This window comes from Bordetella sp. 15P40C-2, from assembly GCF_009763235.1.
In the GTDB taxonomy this organism is placed as follows: Bacteria; Pseudomonadota; Gammaproteobacteria; order Burkholderiales; family Burkholderiaceae_B; genus Bordetella_A.
In genome coordinates this window covers 1-16,322 of sequence record NZ_WSJA01000058.1, presented here as the reverse complement: position 1 = coordinate 16,322, position 16,322 = coordinate 1, and the positions used below count along the sequence as shown (strand labels likewise).

The 16,322-nt window shown below is 60.6% G+C and carries 17 protein-coding genes, 1 other RNA gene and 1 pseudogene; 10 read left to right on the top strand and 9 right to left on the bottom strand.

Annotated elements, in window-relative coordinates; all coding sequences use genetic code 11:
• The 5 genes and pseudogenes from GOQ25_RS19080 to GOQ25_RS19060 form a co-directional block, all read right to left on the bottom strand.
• Nucleotides 1-356: pseudogene (locus tag GOQ25_RS19080) on the bottom strand (protein TolA); the annotation flags it as partial.
• A 30-nt stretch (nt 357-386) separates the two neighbouring features.
• Nucleotides 387-872: a protein TolR gene (gene tolR / locus GOQ25_RS19075; protein WP_160352054.1), complete on the bottom strand. Its 486-nt coding sequence runs from the start codon at nt 870-872 to the stop codon at nt 387-389.
• Nucleotides 872-1,549: a protein TolQ gene (gene tolQ, locus GOQ25_RS19070; protein WP_160352053.1), complete on the bottom strand. Its 678-nt coding sequence runs from the start codon at nt 1,547-1,549 to the stop codon at nt 872-874. The genes tolR and tolQ overlap by 1 nt, the downstream gene beginning before the upstream one ends.
• Before the next feature lie 3 nt (nt 1,550-1,552).
• Nucleotides 1,553-1,975 (bottom strand): tol-pal system-associated acyl-CoA thioesterase, encoded by a 423-nt coding sequence (gene ybgC / locus GOQ25_RS19065; protein WP_160352052.1) that lies wholly within the window; start codon nt 1,973-1,975, stop codon nt 1,553-1,555.
• Between the two features lie 46 nt (nt 1,976-2,021).
• Nucleotides 2,022-3,752 carry a proline--tRNA ligase gene (locus GOQ25_RS19060; protein WP_160352051.1) on the bottom strand — a complete coding sequence of 577 codons (1,731 nt, stop codon included), beginning with the start codon at nt 3,750-3,752 and terminating at the stop codon, nt 2,022-2,024.
• 64 nt (nt 3,753-3,816) lie between these two features.
• Here GOQ25_RS19060 and GOQ25_RS19055 point away from each other — a divergent pair, with 64 nt between their 5' ends.
• Genes GOQ25_RS19055 through GOQ25_RS19045 form a run of 3 tightly spaced genes read left to right on the top strand, consistent with a single transcriptional unit; the run spans nt 3,817 to nt 6,695 of the window.
• Nucleotides 3,817-4,392, top strand: a complete 576-nt coding sequence (locus GOQ25_RS19055; RefSeq protein ID WP_160352050.1) for an RNA pyrophosphohydrolase — start codon at nt 3,817-3,819, stop codon at nt 4,390-4,392.
• A complete protein-coding gene (locus GOQ25_RS19050; RefSeq protein WP_160352049.1) occupies nt 4,373-5,059 on the top strand; it encodes a response regulator in 687 nt (228 codons plus the stop codon). Before GOQ25_RS19055 ends, GOQ25_RS19050 begins: the two co-directional genes overlap by 20 nt.
• Nucleotides 5,060-5,075: 16 nt before the next feature.
• Nucleotides 5,076-6,695 carry a sensor histidine kinase gene (locus GOQ25_RS19045; protein WP_160352056.1) on the top strand — a complete coding sequence of 540 codons (1,620 nt, stop codon included), beginning with the start codon at nt 5,076-5,078 and terminating at the stop codon, nt 6,693-6,695.
• 49 nt (nt 6,696-6,744) lie between these two features.
• On the opposite strand, the gene GOQ25_RS19040 is transcribed toward GOQ25_RS19045, so the two are convergent.
• From GOQ25_RS19040 to GOQ25_RS19030, 3 genes are all read right to left on the bottom strand, one after another.
• Complete coding sequence (locus tag GOQ25_RS19040) at nt 6,745-7,650, bottom strand: NAD(P)-dependent oxidoreductase (RefSeq protein ID WP_160352048.1); 906 nt, start codon at nt 7,648-7,650, stop codon at nt 6,745-6,747.
• 174 nt (nt 7,651-7,824) lie between these two features.
• Nucleotides 7,825-9,330, bottom strand: a complete 1,506-nt coding sequence (locus GOQ25_RS19035; protein WP_160352047.1) for a tripartite tricarboxylate transporter permease — start codon at nt 9,328-9,330, stop codon at nt 7,825-7,827.
• A gap of 13 nt (nt 9,331-9,343) precedes the next feature.
• Nucleotides 9,344-9,808, bottom strand: coding sequence for a tripartite tricarboxylate transporter TctB family protein (locus GOQ25_RS19030; RefSeq protein WP_160352046.1), 465 nt, complete (start codon nt 9,806-9,808; stop codon nt 9,344-9,346).
• A 425-nt stretch (nt 9,809-10,233) separates the two neighbouring features.
• On the opposite strand from GOQ25_RS19030, the gene GOQ25_RS19025 reads away from it, so the two are divergent.
• The 4 genes from GOQ25_RS19025 (at nt 10,234) to GOQ25_RS19010 (ending at nt 12,073) form a co-directional block, all read left to right on the top strand.
• A complete protein-coding gene (locus GOQ25_RS19025; RefSeq protein WP_160352045.1) occupies nt 10,234-10,695 on the top strand; it encodes a hypothetical protein in 462 nt (153 codons plus the stop codon).
• Entirely contained in the window at nt 10,695-10,997 is a 303-nt protein-coding gene (locus tag GOQ25_RS19020) for a cell division protein ZapA (RefSeq protein WP_160352055.1), read from the top strand. Before GOQ25_RS19025 ends, GOQ25_RS19020 begins: the two co-directional genes overlap by 1 nt.
• A gap of 62 nt (nt 10,998-11,059) precedes the next feature.
• A non-coding RNA gene (gene ssrS / locus GOQ25_RS19015) (6S RNA) lies at nt 11,060-11,249 on the top strand.
• 71 nt (nt 11,250-11,320) lie between these two features.
• Nucleotides 11,321-12,073, top strand: coding sequence for an SIMPL domain-containing protein (locus GOQ25_RS19010; protein ID WP_370519996.1), 753 nt, complete (start codon nt 11,321-11,323; stop codon nt 12,071-12,073).
• Here the strand turns inward: GOQ25_RS19010 and lgt are convergent.
• The gene (gene lgt, locus GOQ25_RS19005; protein ID WP_160352043.1) at nt 12,048-12,836 is read right to left on the bottom strand and encodes a prolipoprotein diacylglyceryl transferase; all 789 of its coding nucleotides are present in this window, start codon (nt 12,834-12,836) and stop codon (nt 12,048-12,050) included. The genes GOQ25_RS19010 and lgt overlap by 26 nt on opposite strands.
• Before the next feature lie 102 nt (nt 12,837-12,938).
• On the opposite strand from lgt, the gene ilvD reads away from it, so the two are divergent.
• From ilvD to msrA, 3 genes are all read left to right on the top strand, one after another.
• Nucleotides 12,939-14,624, top strand: a complete 1,686-nt coding sequence (gene ilvD / locus GOQ25_RS19000; protein WP_160352042.1) for a dihydroxy-acid dehydratase — start codon at nt 12,939-12,941, stop codon at nt 14,622-14,624.
• A 63-nt stretch (nt 14,625-14,687) separates the two neighbouring features.
• Nucleotides 14,688-15,050 carry a c-type cytochrome gene (locus GOQ25_RS18995; RefSeq protein ID WP_160352041.1) on the top strand — a complete coding sequence of 121 codons (363 nt, stop codon included), beginning with the start codon at nt 14,688-14,690 and terminating at the stop codon, nt 15,048-15,050.
• A gap of 140 nt (nt 15,051-15,190) precedes the next feature.
• Nucleotides 15,191-15,748, top strand: a complete 558-nt coding sequence (gene msrA / locus GOQ25_RS18990; RefSeq protein WP_160352040.1) for a peptide-methionine (S)-S-oxide reductase MsrA — start codon at nt 15,191-15,193, stop codon at nt 15,746-15,748.
• Nucleotides 15,749-16,322 lie beyond the last annotated feature (574 nt).

Genomic DNA, 16,322 nt, shown 5'->3' with positions numbered 1-16,322 from the left:
GTAGGGGGAGGGGGAGCCTGTGGCGGTGGCTCTGGTTGCGGTTCAGGCTCCGGCGCCGGAGGAGGTGGCGGCGCCGGCTCAGGCTCGGCCTCGGGTTCGGGCTCCGGTTGCGGCTCGGGTTTAGTATCCGGCTCGTCCGGTTGCTCCTCGGGCGGGCGCGCATCGGGTGTGACGCCATCGGCCCAAAGCTCGACTTGTACCGGCCCCGGGTTCTCCGTGTGCCAGCTGACGCCGAAGATAAGAGCAACCAGCAGCAGCAAATGGGCCAGAATAGCCAGGCCCAATGCTTTGCGGTTGTCTTGCGCAGCGGGCGAACTTGGCGCGGCGCTGTTATGTTGAATAATTGGTCGACTCATAAACGTTGCAAAGCGGCGCGTGGCGACGCGTTATCGCCCGCTGGCCGGCTTGGTCGCAGTAGGCGCGGTCGCGGTCGTCGTCTGGTTAGCGCCACCGCTTTGATCGACCAGCAGACCCAGGCGTGTGACGCCATTGCTGCGCAACTCGTCCATTACCTTGACCACGGTTTCGTAAGGCACCTTGCCGTCGGCGGCAATCACCACCGGCGTCTCCGCAGTAATGCGCTGGCGCACCTGGCTGATCAGCTGGTCGCGAGGAATGTCCTGCAAAGTGGCGCCGGCCTCACGCATGCGCAAAGCCACCTGGCCGTCTTCTGAAATCTGGACTTCGAGCGGCGTAGCGGGCACTTCCGAGGCCTGGCCTACCGAGGGCAGATTGATCAGGCCCGGCGTGATCAAGGGCGCGGTGACCATAAAGATCACCAGTAGCACCAGCATCACGTCAATGTAGGGCACGACGTTGATGTCGGCCTTCATATTGCGGCCCGCGCGGCCGTGCGAGCGTAATGACGGCATTAGCGCACCTGGCGTTGAAGGATATTCAGAAACTCATCGACAAAGCTGTCAAACCGGATCGACAGCCGGTCGATATCATGCGTATAGCGGTTGTAGGCTACGACAGCAGGGATGGCTGCGAACAGGCCGATAGCCGTGGCGATCAGCGCTTCGGCAATACCCGGCGCCACTGACGCCAAGGTCGCCTGCTGCATGTTCGACAGACCGATAAAGGCGTGCATGATGCCCCACACTGTACCCAAGAGGCCGATATAGGGGCTCACCGAGCCGGCCGAAGCCAGGAAGTTCAAGTGCGATTCCAGCGCATCCATCTCACGCTGGTAGGCCGCGCGCATTGCGCGGCGCGGGCCGTCTAGGATCGCATTGACATCGCCACCCTGCGTGCGGCGCGCTTTCAGAAACTCCGTCATCCCCGCGTCGAAGATACGAGCTAGCGCCCCATGCTCGTCGCGGCGGCTGGCGACGGCCTGCTGCAACATCGACAGGTCGCCACCCGACCAGAAATCGTCTTCGAAACGGCGCGTCTGCGCATGCGCGCGCTTGAGCGCCATTCGCTTGGCGAAGATATATGTCCAGGACATGATGGAAATACCCAGCAGCAGCAACATGATGAGCTGGACGGGGATGCTGGCCTGGGTGACCAGCGAAATCAACGACATGTCGTTGGAGACTTGCATGAGTTATTCCTGAATAGGTTCCAGTTTCTCGCGTACGACAGCAGGCAGGGCTTTCGGACGCAAATTCATCGCATCGACACAGCAGATTTGAATATTGCCATGCGCTAACAGTTCCCCATCGCGTTCGGCGCGCTGCTCGAAATGGATCGAGGCGCGGCCAAGCTGGGTGATACGGCTGCGTATGGTGATCAGGTCATCCAGTCGCGCGGGCTTGCGGTACGACATGTCCAACGAATGCACGACAAACATGCGTGCTTCAGTTTCGACGAGCGCGGATTGCTGCACATCCAGCTCGCGCAACCACTCCGTGCGCGCGCGCTCGAAGAACTTCAGATAGTTCGCGTAAAAGACGACCCCGCCCGCATCCGTGTCCTCGTAATAGACACGGATCTGGAGGGTCGCCTCGTTGGACTTCGATTCAATCACAATGACAAGTCGCTCGGTTGGCGTGCCTGGTAGTCGGCCCGGCAGTCTACAGCGTTTCCAGCTTGTCCAGCACCTGAGTCAGGGCGGATTCGACGGAAATCTTGGCCGCTTCGCTTTCACGCCGGGCCTGCAATTCCACCACACCCTCTTTCAGGCCGCGTTCTCCAACTGTTACACGTAGCGGCACACCGATCAGCTCCCATTCCGCGAACATCACACCGGGACGGGCGTCACGATCATCCAGAATTACATCCACACCACGGGCCTTCAACTCGTCATAGAGTTTTACGGCTTCGTTGCGAACGGTTTCACTTTTGCCCCAGCCCACCGGGCAAATCACCACCTCGAACGGCGCGATCGCCCGTGGCCACACGATCCCACGGCCATCATGATTCTGTTCGATGGCCGCGCCCGCGATACGGGTTATGCCAATACCGTAGCAACCCATTTGCAGCGTGGCCGGCTTGCCGGTTTCGTCCAGGAACGTGGCCTTGAGCGCTTCTGAATACTTGGTGCCGAGGAAAAACACGTGGCCCACCTCGATGCCGCGCTGAATGGCCAGCGTCCCCACGCCGTCCGGCGAGCGGTCGCCCGCGACCACATTGCGCAGATCCACGACCAATTCCGGTTCCGGCATATCGCGGCCCCAGTTGGCGCCGGTGTAGTGGTGACCCTCTTGATTGGCGCCGCAGACAAAATCGGACATGTTGGCAACCGTCAGGTCGGCCACGACACGTACCGGCTTAGCGGTGGCGACCGGGCCCAGATAGCCCGGCTTGCAGCCAAAATGCTCGACGATCTCGGTTTCCGAGGCAAAACGGAACCCGTCCAGACCCGGCACCTTGCCCGCTTTAACTTCGTTCAGTTCATGATCGCCGCGCAGCATCAAGAGCCAGATCTGAACCTTGCCCGGTTCCGGTTCGGTCGCCAACACCAGCGATTTCACCGTGCGTTCCAGCGGCAGGCCCAGCATCTCGGCCACGTCTTCGCATTTGGCTGCACCGGGCGTCGGGGTGAGCGTCAGCGCCTCGGACGCCGCCGCGCGCTCAGCCAGCAGGCAGGGCGCTTCGGCCAATTCGATATTGGCGGCGTATTGCGTCTCGGGGTTGTAAACCAACAGATCTTCGCCCGTATCGGCAATCACCTGGAATTCATGGCTGCGCGTGCCGCCAATCGAGCCCGTGTCGGCCGCCACCGCGCGGAATTCCAACCCCAGGCGGGCGAAAATGCGCATATAGGCGTCGAACATCTTGTCGTAGCTCTGCTGCGCGCTCGCCTCGTCGCGGTCGAAGGAATAGGCGTCCTTCATCGTGAATTCACGCCCGCGCATCAGCCCGAATCGGGGACGGCGCTCGTCCCGGAACTTGGTCTGAATATGGTAGAAATTCAGCGGCAGCTGGCGGTAGCTATGAATTTCATTGCGCGCGATGTCGGTGATCACCTCTTCCGAGGTCGGCTGCAAGACGAAATCGCGCTGATGGCGGTCCTTCATGCGCAGCAGCTCCGGGCCGTACTGCACCCAGCGGCCGGATTCCTGCCATAGCTCGGCCGGCTGCACCACCGGCATCAACAGCTCGATGGCGCCAGCGGCGTTCATCTCGTCGCGCACGATGGCTTCGATTTTCCGGATCACCCGCAAGCCCAGCGGCATGTAGGTGTAGATGCCCCCCGCGAGTTTGCGGATCATACCCGCGCGGGTCATCAGCTGGTGGCTGACGACTTCGGCTTCGGAGGGGGCTTCTTTGAGCGTATTAATGTGATAGGTAGATGCGCGCATAGTTAAAGGTGGCTGCGGGTACGTATAATCAACTGTAATTGTATTGAATTCGGTGGGGGTGGCCATGCTTGATCGTGAAGGCTACCGTCCCAATGTCGGCATTATTCTCGTTAACGGTAAAAACGAGGTCTTCTGGGGCAAGCGGATCCGGGAACACGCGTGGCAGTTTCCGCAGGGTGGCATCAAGCACGGGGAAAGCCCGGTGCAGGCCATGTATCGTGAGCTCCACGAAGAAATAGGCTTACGGCCTGAACATGTCCGTATTTTGGGGCGTACACGCGATTGGCTGCGCTATAACGTGCCGGACCACTTTGTCCGGCGGGAGTGGCGTGGGCACTATAAAGGTCAAAAGCAGATCTGGTTCTTGTTGCGTCTGATCGGGCGCGACTGCGACGTATGCCTGCGTGCAACGCAGCATCCGGAGTTCGACGCCTGGCGTTGGAGCCAATATTGGGTGCCGCTGGATGCGGTGATCGAGTTCAAGCGCGAGGTCTACACCCTGGCGCTGAACGAGCTATCCGGCATTCTGTTCCGCCGCCAGCACGAGACGCGCTATCTGCGACAGCGCGTCCACGGCCCGGCGCGCGTGCCAGAGACCGTCTCTGCCGACTCTGACGGCCATGCGCATATTGCTGGTTGAAGACGAGCTCGAAATGGCCTCGTGGCTGGTTCGGGCATTGGCGCAAAGCGGCTTTACGCCTGACCACGCGCCCGATGCCCGCAGCGCCGAGGCCTTGATGGCCGCCAACGAATACGACGCGATCGTCATGGATCTCCGGCTGCCCGACAAGCATGGTCTCGTCGTGCTGCGTGACATGCGCGGACGCGACGATCGCACGCCCGTCTTGCTGCTGACCGCGCAAGGCGCGCTGCAAGACCGCGTGCGTGGCTTGAACCTGGGCGCGGACGATTTCCTGACCAAGCCCTTTGCGCTCGAAGAACTCGAGGCGCGCGTGGCCGCGCTCGTTCGACGCAGCCGTGGCCGGCAACAGCCGCGCCTGCAGTGCGGGTCTTTATCCTACGACGGCGAGAGCCGCGCCTTCACCTTGGACGGCGCATTGTTGCTCTTGACGCCGCGCGAGCACGCCGCGTTGGTGGTCCTGTTGACCCGCAACGGTTACCCCGTCGACAAGGCCCAACTTTTCGGGAAAGTATTCACCCAGGACAGCGAGTCCAGCGTGGACGCTATCGAAGTCGTCTTGCACCGCCTGCGCAAGAAACTCGCTGGCAGCGATGTACGCATCGTCACCGTACGCGGCTTAGGCTATATGCTGGAATGCAGCAGCAGTGAAACTGCCGGGGCGTGACCGATTCCGGCTGCCTCTGGGCATCCGCACGCTGCTGATCACTCTGCTCTTGCCGGGGATCATCCTGCTGCTCGTCATTGACAGCTGGAACGATTACCGCACGCTTTCCGCCATCACCAACGAAGCGTACGACAGCGCGCTGCTGGAGCCGGCCCGCGTACTCGAAAGCAGCATCGAATTCACGCCTGATGGCCAACTGCTCGTGACCACGCCGGTCTATGCCCAAGTCATTCTCGAGTCCAAGGCCGGGCTGCGTAAATACTTTCGCATCGAGGAAGTGATCCCGCCCCAGCCTGAAGGGTCCGACGTCGTGCCCCCTTCGGGCCGCACCTTGGCCGGTATGCCCGAACTGCCGCGCCCACCCGTCTGGCCATCGGCGCGCGGCGAGCCTTTGTTTTTCAATAGCGTCTATCGGGATGATCCTGTGCGGGTAGTCGCTATCCTGCGCGATCTCTACTATCGCGGTCAGCATCGTCAAGTCCTCGTCCTGGTTGCCGAAAGCATCGGGCGGCGTCTACACGCTGAAGAGACGGCCCAGCGCCAAGAGCTGCTACGCGATGCCCGAATGCTGGCCCTGGTCGCCATTCTGGTGTGGTGGGGCGTGACCTGGTCGCTGCGGCCGCTGAATCGGCTGCGTAATGACATTCGTAGCCGCTCTCCGGCGGACATGACGCCCCTGGATGCTTCGCGCGTACCTAGCGAAGTGATCCCGCTGGTCGATGCCGTTAACTACCACATCGAACGGCACCGGCGCGTCCTTGATGAGCAGGCACAGTTTCTCGCCGACGCTTCGCATCAGCTGCGCACCCCGCTTGCCATTATCCTGACTCAAGCGCAATACGCCCTGCGCGAACCGGATCCCCAGCGCGCCCGGGAAGGCCTGCAAGCCATTGTGGAGCAACTCGGGCGCACTCGCCGTTTGACCGAACAGCTTTTATCCTTGGCGCATGCCAGCCAGGGGGAGGCGCAGCCACGCGAGCTGTTGGATCTCAATGAGGTGGCGCGAAATGTCGTGCTGCAGTATCTGCCGCTGTCACACGAAAAACGTCAGGACCTAGGGTGGGTTTCTGCCGAAACGACGAGTGCTGACGAACTGCACTTGCTCGCGCCGCGCTCCTCTGATGATGCGGACCAAACCATCGGTGCCTCGAGCGGCGGAGACCCTCGTGCACCCCTGGAGACCCGCCCCACGCTGCCCGTCTTCGGCAGCGAGGCGGAAATCCACGAGGCCTTGTCGAACTTGCTGCACAACGCGATTCACTACGCGCCGGTGGGAGCGCGCATCACCGTATCCGGCAGGATGGTGGGTGATCGCGCCGAGGTGGCCATCTCCGACAACGGCCCAGGCATCGACGTATCGGCTCGCATTCGCGCATTTGCCCGGTTCGACCGGCTGGGCTCAGGCCGCTCGTCCGTGTCCTCGGGATCGGGGCTGGGCTTGGCCATTGCACGCGCCTACGCGCGCCGCAACGCAGGCGACATCGTCCTGCGTGATGGCGAGCCCAATATCCAGGGCGGGGTCGGTCTGTGTGCCGTGCTCTGGCTACCCATGGCACTACCTACCGGCGTGGGCGCCGGCACCACGGCAGGTCAGAAAACGCCGTTGCCCGGCTCGGACTTTTCTTCCATGACTTAAGTGCAGGGCGGGGCGGTATGTGGCCGCGCCCGCTCAGTCGCTCAGTCGCTCAGTCGCGCAGTCGGGTGATCAGGCTCGACGTATCCCAGCGTCCGCCACCCGCTTTCTGCACATCCCCATAGAACTGATCCACCAGCGCCGTCAGCGGCAAACGCGCACCGTTATGGCGTGCTTCGGCCAGCACCAGACTCAGATCCTTGCGCATCCAATCCACTGCAAAGCCAAAATCGAACTTGCCATCGACCATCGTGGCGCCCCGGTTTTCCATCTGCCAGCTCTGCGCCGCCCCTTTGCTGATCACATCCAGCACGAGCTTCATATCCAGATTGGCCGCCTGCCCGAACGCGACGGCCTCAGACAGCCCTTGCACAATGCCCGCGATGCAGACCTGATTCACCATCTTCGCCAGCTGACCTGCGCCCGGCTCGCCCACCAGCGTCACCGCACGGCCATACGCCTGCGCGACGGGTTTGACCAGATCAAACGTTGCCGGCTCGCCGCCGCACATAATGGTCAGCACGCCGTTGACCGCGCCCGCCTGGCCGCCCGACACGGGCGCATCGACAAACTGCAAGCCGCGCTCCTTGCCGCTCGCGTACAGCTCGCGCGCCACGTCGGCGGAAGCCGTCGTGTGGTCGACAAACACGGCGCCCGCGGACATGCCCGCGAACGCACCGTCCTCGCCCAACACCACACTGCGCAGATCGTCGTCGTTGCCCACGCAGGCAAACACGATTTCCGCGCCTACCGCCGCCTCTCGCGGCGTGGCGGCGCTGGAGCCACCAAATTCGGCGGCCCAGGCCTTTGCCTTCGCTTCCGTGCGGTTATAAACCGTCACCTCGTGTCCGGCTTTCGCCAGGTGCCCGGCCATGGGGTAGCCCATGACGCCCAAGCCAAGAAAGGCGACTTTTTTCGGGGTGATTTTGTCGTAGTCCTTGGTGCCGATGGATGCCATACAGTGTCTCCGGATGTGCAGGTCAAATGTCAAAGTGTGAACGTTACCGCAACTGCGCCGATCGCGCAGTGGCGAACGCCGATTTTCTGGACGCTCCAAAGAAAAATGCCAGGCACCTCGCGGGGCCTGGCATCCGGATGCGTCTTCCGTCACAGGGACGGAATGACAGTCGCTTTAGTCTTCTTCGACGAAGGTCTCTTCGCGCTTCTTGCGGATCGACGGCAGAGCCACCAGCACCACCATGAAGACCGCAACCGCCAGCAGCGATGCCGACAGCGGACGTTCCACGAAGGTCATGAAATCACCACGCGACAGCAGCAGGGCACGACGGAAGTTTTCTTCCATCATGGGTCCCAGCACCAGACCCAGCAGCAGCGGGGCGCCTTCGCACTTCAGCTTCGACCAGACATAGCCGATCACACCGAAGATCGCCGTCGTGAAGATATCGAAGGTGTTGTAGTTCAGCGAGTACACACCGATCGTGCAGAACACCAGAATGGCCGGGAACAGAATGCGGTAGGGCACCTTCAGCAGCTTGACCCACAGGCCGATCAGCGGCAGGTTCAACACCACCAGCATCAGGTTACCAATCCACATCGAGGCGATCAGACCCCAGAACAGTTCCGGGTGGCTGCTCATCACCTGAGGACCCGGCTGAATGTTGTGGATCGTCATCGCGCCCACCATCAGCGCCATCACAGCGTTACCCGGAATACCCAGCGTCAGCAGCGGGATAAACGAGGTTTGGGCTGCAGCGTTGTTGGCCGACTCGGGGCCGCCCAAACCTGCGGGGTGGCCCTTGCCAAAGCGCTCGGGGTTCTTCGAGATCTTCTTTTCCAGCGTGTAGGAGGCAAACGACGACAGCACCGCGCCGCCGCCCGGCAGAATACCCAGCATCGAACCCAGCACCGTGCCACGAACCACCGCGGGAGCGGCTTCACGGAACTCTTGCTTGTTCGGATACAGCGAGCCGATCTTGTCGGTGATGTCGACGCGGTTTTCCTTCTGCTCCAGGTTGGTCATGATTTCGGCAAAGCCGAACACGCCCATGGCCACGATAGCGAAGTCGATACCGTCTTGCAGTTCCGGAATGCCGAAGTCAAAGCGGGCCACACCCGAGTTCACGTCGGTACCCACCATACCCAGCAACAGGCCCAGGATGATCATCGCGATAGCCTTGGGCAGCGAACCCGAAGCCAGCACCACCGCACCCACCAGACCGAGGGTCATCAGCGAGAAGTATTCAGCAGGACCGAACTTGAAGGCGACTTCCGCCAGCGGAGGCGCAAAACCAGCCAACAGCAGCGTAGCCACGCAGCCGGCGAAGAACGAACCCAGCGCCGCGATTGCCAGTGCGGCACCCGCACGGCCGTTACGCGCCATCTGGTGACCGTCCAACACCGTCACCACCGCGGAGGTTTCCCCAGGCAACGCCACCAAGATCGCAGTCGTCGAGCCGCCGTACTGAGCACCGTAGTAAATACCCGCCAGCATGATCAGGCCGGCCACCGGGGGCAGCACGTACGTGATCGGCAGCAGCATTGCGATCGTCGGCACGGGGCCGATACCGGGCAATACGCCAATCAGCGTACCCAGAATACAACCGAGCAGCGCGTACAGCAGGTTTTCGGGCGTAAACGCAACCGAGAAACCTAGCATCAAATTATCAAACAATTCCATGGCCGATGACTCCTTAGTTCATGCCCAGAAACGACGGCCACAGCGGGAAAATCAGACCCAAGCCCTTGATGAAGGCCAGGTACGAGAACACCACCAGGAAGATACCGTTAGCCACTGCCACCTTGAGATTGAACTCATGGCTGGCAAAGCTGCTGACCACCACCAACACAAAGACCGAGAGATAAACGCCCAGCGGCTTCAAGATCAGTGCGTAAAGCACCACCGATCCGATCACCAAAAAGGCAATACGCCAGTCGAACTTATCGACTTGTGTTTCCATGGCCTTCTTGCTCAAGGACCCCAGAAGCACGATCGCGCCCAGAAGGGCCAGAACGATGCCCAGCGCGAACGGGAAGTATCCCGGTCCCATGCGGGCCGCGGTTCCCATCTGATAGTTCGTCGCTTGCCAGGAGGCTCCCAGTCCAAGGGCGATGAACATCACCCCCGACCAGAAATCCTGCCGATTGCGTAGCTGCATGGTCTACTCCTATTTACAGCATGTGGGTTAAAGCCAGGCCGTTTCGTAAACGGCGCTAAAACGGCACTTCTGTGTTGCGGTTGATTCGTATGAAGTGCTTTTTTAAGCAGCGCGCATGGTAGCGAAGGGGTCCGGCCATGCAAACCCAACTTGCCCGAGATGCCGATGGGGTTTTCCCTAGAAAAGGCCTGCAAGTTGTAACTTCATCCGCTCATCACCAAAAAATGAAAGCAAAATGAAAGTAAATAGAAAGACAGGCGAAAGCCGCTGAAAGGTTCTGGAAGCGTCTTGGCCCCAGTTATCCCAGTTTGAGCCACGACTAACGAGCGGCGCTTACACGGGCAAAAGTTCTACAGGATATTGCCGGTTCTCTCACCATGCGTACGGCCTCCCGATCGAGGCGCGGATGGTTTACGATAGCGCCCATGCTGCAAGACCTAGATCACCTCTCTGCCCGTATCGGGCAACTCGTGCAACTCACCCGGCACCTTCAGGCCGAGCGTGACACGTTGCGTACTAGCCTCGACCAGAGCCAGGCCGCTCAGCGCACGCTCGAGCAGCGTTGTCAGGCGCACGAGGCAGAAATCCAGACCCTGCAGACAAAGCTGCAGGAACACGATGGCGCGGTCGACGACCTGCTGGCCGAGGCGCGGCAGGCAGAAATTGATCTGCGCGCCCAACTGGCCCGAGCCATCTCCGAACAGCAAGCTATCGAAGCCCGCGCTCAAGCGCGCGAATCGGAACTCCTGCGTTCGATCACCGTAAAAGACACCGAGCTGCAGCGTCTGCGCGTAGCCACCGTAGCCGCACGCGAACGCATCGATTCGGTGCTTGCGCGCCTGCCCGGTGCGCCGGCGCCTGAACAACTCCACGGAGCGCAACCGTGATGGAACGTGTTGATGTCACCATTCTGGGGCGCGATTACTCACTCGCTTGCTCCACCGAAGAAAAACCCGCGCTGCTCGCCGCCGTGCGCCATGTCGACCAGTTGATGCTACGCATCCAGGGATCTGGCAAGGTCACTAGCAACGAACGCATCGCCGTCATGGCCGCGCTGCATGTGGCCGGCGAGCTGCTTTCCATGAAAGCACCCGACGGTCCGCTGGGTGGTTTGGCGGTCGGTGAGTTCAAGAGTAGAATTGAACACATGAATTCCTTGCTCGACGAAGCGCTGCCTCAACAGGGCTGACCTGCGTCGCAGCTTGGGCCCCGACAGGGCGACCAGCAGCAAGGTGTCTAAGATTTTCCAGTTTGTCCCTGCAGTGCTCGTGACTTGGCCATACATTCTCTGAACCTATGTCTTACGGCATATCGGTTGCGTGAATGGTGAGCGGGCGTGATGGTCTTGCAGTTTCGAGACTGACCCGAAGCTCAACGGATCGCGACCACCTTGAACCTCAGGGTTCGAGATGCCGGCCTAGACGGCACACGCGGGGCATCTATGCCAACGGGTCTGAGCATCATGCTCAGGCCCGTGCCGGCCTCAGTTCCTTCCCCCATAGGCTTATCATGATGCACTCTCTTCGCGTGTCTTCATTGAACCGTGCCGCGGCTATGTGCTGCTTGGTGCTTACCATGGCGGCCGCGCCGTCGTCTTTTGCGCAGTCGCCTCAGGGGTCCTCTGTAGCGCAGTCCGCCGGGACCACTGCAGCGCCCGAACTAAGCCTGCAAGCCTCCGCCTCGATGGAAGTACCCCAAGACGTCGTGCGCATTACCCTCGCAGCCGAATTCGACGCCGAATCGCAGGCCAAGGCCACCAGTGCCTTGAGCACCGTGCTGGACGAAGCCGTCAAACGCACCGACGGCGTCAAAGGCGTCCAGGTCCATACCGGCGGCTACAACGTCTGGCCCTACACCGACGACAAAGGCAAAATCCAGAACTGGCGCGCGCGCGGCGAAATCACCCTTGAATCGCAGGACTTCGCCGCCGCCTCGGCGCTAGCCTCCAAGCTCTCCGACAAGGTCGCTATCTCCCAGATCGCCTTTACCTTGTCGCGTCAGGCCAGAGAAGCCGCCGAAGAGAAATTGCTCAAACAAGCCGCCGATGCGTTTCGGGCCCGTGCCGAGGCGGCCGCTCAGGCCTTCGGCTATCAGAGCTACCAACTGCAGCAGCTTGAGCTCAGTGGGGGCGGTGTTTCAATGCCAGGCCCGCGTCCGATGCAGGCCATGGCCAAAGCCAGCCTGGACAGCGCACCCGATGTGCCGCTGCAGGCTGACGATGTGACGGTATCGTTGTCCGTCAGCGGGAAGGTTTCTTTGCGCTAAACCAGAACAACGCGATGCCGGCGGCGATCATGGGCAGCGATAGCCACTGGCCCATGGAGAGGCCGGCCGCCAGCAATCCCAGAAAGTCGTCCGGTTCGCGTGTGTATTCCACCAAAAAGCGAAAAGCGCCATACCCGATCAAGAACAGCGCGCTGACTTGCCCGGTCGGCCGGGGTTTGCTGGAAAACCACCACAGCAAGGCAAACAGCACAATCCCTTCCAGACCCAGCTCGTACAGCTGTGACGGGTGACGCGCCACATCCGTGCCTGATTGCGGAAACACCATCGCCCAAGGCACGTCACTGGGCCGGCCCCACAGCTCGCCATTGATAAAGTTACCCAGACGTCCCGCGCCCAACCCCAGCGGGATCAAGGGCGCCAGGAAATCGCTGACCGTAAAGAACGACAGCCCCTTTTTGCGCGCAAACAGCATCAGGACGACGATCACCCCGATCAGTCCGCCGTGAAACGACATGCCGCCTTCCCACAGATAGAAGACATGCAAGGGATGGGCGAGGAAATAATCCAGCTTATAAAACAAGACATAGCCCAGGCGCCCGCCTAGGACTACCCCTAAAACACTATAGAAGATCAAGTCTTCCAGGTCGCGTGGCGTGAGCGCGCTAGTATGACCTCGGGTCAGACGCCATTGGCCCAGCACATACACCAGAGCAAAGCCCACCAGATACATCAGACCGTACCAATGGATGGCGACCGGGCCAATACTCAGCGCAATTGGGTCAAATTCAGGATGGTGCAGCATATTCCGCCATGCTAGAAAAGAATGCGTCGATAATAACCGGCATGGCCGGTGTTAGGCCTGCCCCTTCAGGGCTCATATCAATACGCAACACGGAGACACACAATGCCGGATAACGACCGTTCCCGCCATATCACCCAAGGCGTCGCGCGCGCGCCCAACCGCGCCATGTATTACGCGCTAGGCTACCAGGAGTCGGACTTTAACAATCCCATGATAGGCGTGGCCAACGGCCATTCCACCATCACGCCTTGCAATAGCGGTCTTCAACGCCTCGCCGACGCCGCGATCCAAGCCATCCGTGAGTCACGCGCCAACCCGCAAGTGTTCGGCACGCCCACCATTTCCGATGGCATGTCCATGGGCACCGAAGGCATGAAGTATTCGCTCGTGTCCCGCGAAGTCATCGCCGACTGTATCGAGACCGCCGCGCAGGGACAATGGATGGACGGCGTGCTGGTTATCGGTGGCTGCGACAAAAATATGCCCGGCGGAATGATCGCTCTGGCGCGCAGCAACGTGCCGGGTATCTACGTCTACGGCGGCACCATCAAACCGGGCCACCACAAGGGCAAAGACCTGACCATCGTGTCCGTATTCGAGGCCGTCGGCGAATACACCATGGGCCGCATGGACGAAGACGAATTCAAGCAAATCGAAAAATGCGCGATCCCGGGCTCGGGTTCCTGTGGCGGTATGTACACCGCCAACACCATGAGCTCCGCCTTCGAGGCCCTGGGCATGAGCCTGCCTTATTCCAGCACCATGGCCAACGAGGACGACGAAAAAGTCGCCTCCGCCGCCGAGTCGGCCCGCGTACTTGTCGACGCCGTGCGTCGCGGCGTGCGCCCGCGCGACATTATTACCCGCAAATCCATCGAAAACGCCGTGTCAGTCATCATGGCTACCGGAGGCTCCACCAACGCCGTTCTGCATTTTCTCGCCATCGCCCATGCCGCCGAAGTCGAATGGACCATCGACGATTTCGAGCGCATTCGCCGCCGCGTGCCCGTCATCTGCGACTTGAAGCCTTCCGGCCGCTACGTCGCCACCGACCTGCATCGCGCTGGCGGCATTCCCCAAGTCATGAAGATCCTGCTCGACGCGGGCCTGCTGCACGGGGACTGCATGACCATCACCGGCAAGACTATTGCGGAAACGCTCGCGGATGTGCCCAGCGTGCCGCGCGCCGACCAGGACGTCATCATGCCGATTGATCGCGCGCTCTACGCCCAAGGTCACCTTGCTATCTTGAAAGGTAACCTTTCCCCCGAAGGCTGCGTGGCGAAGATCACCGGCTTGAAAAACCCGGTGATCACCGGTCCGGCCCGCGTCTTCGATTCCGAGGACGAAGCCATGGCCGCCATCATGGATCGCCGCATTCAACATGGCGACGTCGTCGTGATCCGCTACGAAGGTCCCAAGGGCGGCCCCGGCATGCGCGAAATGCTAGCGCCCACCTCCGCGCTGGTGGGGCAGGGCCTGGGCGAGACGGTTGGTCTGATCACCGACGGTCGTTTTTCGGGTGGCACCTGGGGCATGGTCGTCGGTCACGTCGCACCGGAGGCCTTCGTCGGCGGGCCCATCGCGCTGATACGGGAAGGCGATTCGGTTACCATCGATGCGCACAAGCTGCTCTTACAGCTCAATATCTCCGATGAGGAGATGCAGGCGCGTCGCCAGGCTTGGGTGGCTCCCTCTCCGCGCTACACCCGGGGAGTATTGGCAAAGTTTGCCAAGCTGGCTAGCAGTGCGAGTCGTGGAGCGGTGACCGACGCATTTGAACCCTGATTGGGTTGTCGTGTCCAAGGGTGCATGACATGTGCACCCTTTTAATTTGGTGAGAGTAGTAGGATGTTGGTAAAGACTTGGTGGAAAGCTGCGATTCTGTGCGCATGGGGGGCGGCAGCGCTTATCCCGTCCGCTGTTCACGCAGACCAAACCGCCGCCGGCATGGCCCTGGCCCAGCGCAAGGCTTGCATGGGTTGTCATCAGGTCGACGTTAAACGTGTAGGCCCGCCTTTGCGCAGCATAGGCGAGCGCTACGCCGCCGGCGATGACAAAGACGCCGCCGTTCAATATCTGGCCGGGAAAATTCGCTCTGGCGGACAACGCGTCTGGGGCGCCGTGCCTATGCCGGCACAGGGGCAGGTCAGCGAACAAGAGGCGCGCGAACTCGCGCAATGGATCCTGACTCTGCCAGCCTCGCGGCCCTGACGTCACGGCTACGCCGAACCCCTATATAGTTAGAGTAATTAGATTACCTCCGTCTAGCCCGACATCGGTCCGGCTAGTCCGAGATCACACCCGTCAGATTCAGACCGGCGGAAATCCGTCGCAAGCAAGGAGTCATCGATATGGCCGAATCCCAATCTCAGCCGCAGACCCAGGTCGCCATCCTCGGCGGCGGCTGCTTCTGGTGCGTCGAAGCCGTGCTCACCGACCTGCGCGGTGTCCTCGCTGTCGAGCCTGGCTACAGCGGCGGCCACGTCGCTAATCCCAGCTATGAACAGGTGTGCGGCAAAGACACCGGCCATGTCGAAGTGGCCAGAGTGGAATTCGATCCCGCCACGCTCAGCTACGCCGATCTGTTGCGCGTATTCTTTGCCACACACGACCCCACCACACCGGGTCGCCAAGGCAATGACGTGGGCCCTCAGTACGAATCCACCATCTTCTGGGTAGACCAGGCACAGCGTGAAACCGCGCAAGCCATCATCGCGGAGCTGGAGGAACAGCAGCTTTATCCCGAACCCATCATCACCCAACTACGCCCGCTCGAAAAGTTCTGGCCGGCCGAGGACTACCACCGCAACTACTTCGCGCTGCACCCGGAACAGGGTTACTGCCAATTCGTCATCGCGCCGAAAGTCGCAAAGTTCCGCAAACAATATAGTGACCGGCTAAAGAAGTAATCACCGACGGGGGTAGCCAGGCCCCTATCGTGACTTCTCTATATCGTGGGCTCTCGCTATATAGAGGGGAGAGGTAAGAGACGAACGGGCTCTTATTTATATAGTGCTTATATAGAGGAGGGCGCCGAGTGGCCTGTAGGCAGAGGCAGCCCAGGGAGCAACGATCCAGCAAACTGCCATGTCTATAGCGGCTCTACACGCTGCAAAATATCTCGCGTACGCCCCTCAATCGCCGCGATGGCAAAAACTTTGAAGTTTTTTCGTCCGATTTGCCACAGGCCTCAAAATTCGTGTATAGTCTCGTTCCTTCGCTGCTCGAACACGAATTAACGGGTTCAGGTGGTGCGGCCGAAGTGGTAACGCAGTAAATTCCCGCGACGATGATTATTAGAGATCTAGTTGCACCGAATTTAAAAAGTGTGTTAATATTTCGGGCTCGGCAGTTGGTGAGAATTCAGGGTTTACCCGGATGCGAACTAACAAAGCGATTTGGGGTTTTCCCGAATGTGTGCTAAAATGTCGAGATGCCGGAAACGGCGATTGTGAAGTTCAAGTCGAACGGTTGATGCGAAAT

Excerpts from the sequence above, each read along its gene's own strand:
- GOQ25_RS19010 (WP_370519996.1), top strand. The coding sequence starts at position 11,321 with ATGCACTCTCTTCGCGTGTCTTCATTGAACCGTGCCGCGGCTATGTGC.
- GOQ25_RS19055 (WP_160352050.1), top strand. The coding sequence starts at position 3,817 with ATGCTTGATCGTGAAGGCTACCGTCCCAATGTCGGCATTATTCTCGTT.
- GOQ25_RS19040 (WP_160352048.1), bottom strand. The coding sequence starts at position 7,650 with ATGGCATCCATCGGCACCAAGGACTACGACAAAATCACCCCGAAAAAA.
- GOQ25_RS19050 (WP_160352049.1), top strand. The coding sequence starts at position 4,373 with ATGCGCATATTGCTGGTTGAAGACGAGCTCGAAATGGCCTCGTGGCTG.
- msrA (WP_160352040.1), top strand. The coding sequence starts at position 15,191 with ATGGCCGAATCCCAATCTCAGCCGCAGACCCAGGTCGCCATCCTCGGC.
- GOQ25_RS19060 (WP_160352051.1), bottom strand. The coding sequence starts at position 3,752 with ATGCGCGCATCTACCTATCACATTAATACGCTCAAAGAAGCCCCCTCC.
- GOQ25_RS19025 (WP_160352045.1), top strand. The coding sequence starts at position 10,234 with ATGCTGCAAGACCTAGATCACCTCTCTGCCCGTATCGGGCAACTCGTG.
- tolR (WP_160352054.1), bottom strand. The coding sequence starts at position 872 with ATGCCGTCATTACGCTCGCACGGCCGCGCGGGCCGCAATATGAAGGCC.
- GOQ25_RS19020 (WP_160352055.1), top strand. The coding sequence starts at position 10,695 with ATGGAACGTGTTGATGTCACCATTCTGGGGCGCGATTACTCACTCGCT.
- lgt (WP_160352043.1), bottom strand. The coding sequence starts at position 12,836 with ATGCTGCACCATCCTGAATTTGACCCAATTGCGCTGAGTATTGGCCCG.
- GOQ25_RS18995 (WP_160352041.1), top strand. The coding sequence starts at position 14,688 with ATGTTGGTAAAGACTTGGTGGAAAGCTGCGATTCTGTGCGCATGGGGG.
- ilvD (WP_160352042.1), top strand. The coding sequence starts at position 12,939 with ATGCCGGATAACGACCGTTCCCGCCATATCACCCAAGGCGTCGCGCGC.
- GOQ25_RS19035 (WP_160352047.1), bottom strand. The coding sequence starts at position 9,330 with ATGGAATTGTTTGATAATTTGATGCTAGGTTTCTCGGTTGCGTTTACG.
- tolQ (WP_160352053.1), bottom strand. The coding sequence starts at position 1,549 with ATGCAAGTCTCCAACGACATGTCGTTGATTTCGCTGGTCACCCAGGCC.
- GOQ25_RS19030 (WP_160352046.1), bottom strand. The coding sequence starts at position 9,808 with ATGCAGCTACGCAATCGGCAGGATTTCTGGTCGGGGGTGATGTTCATC.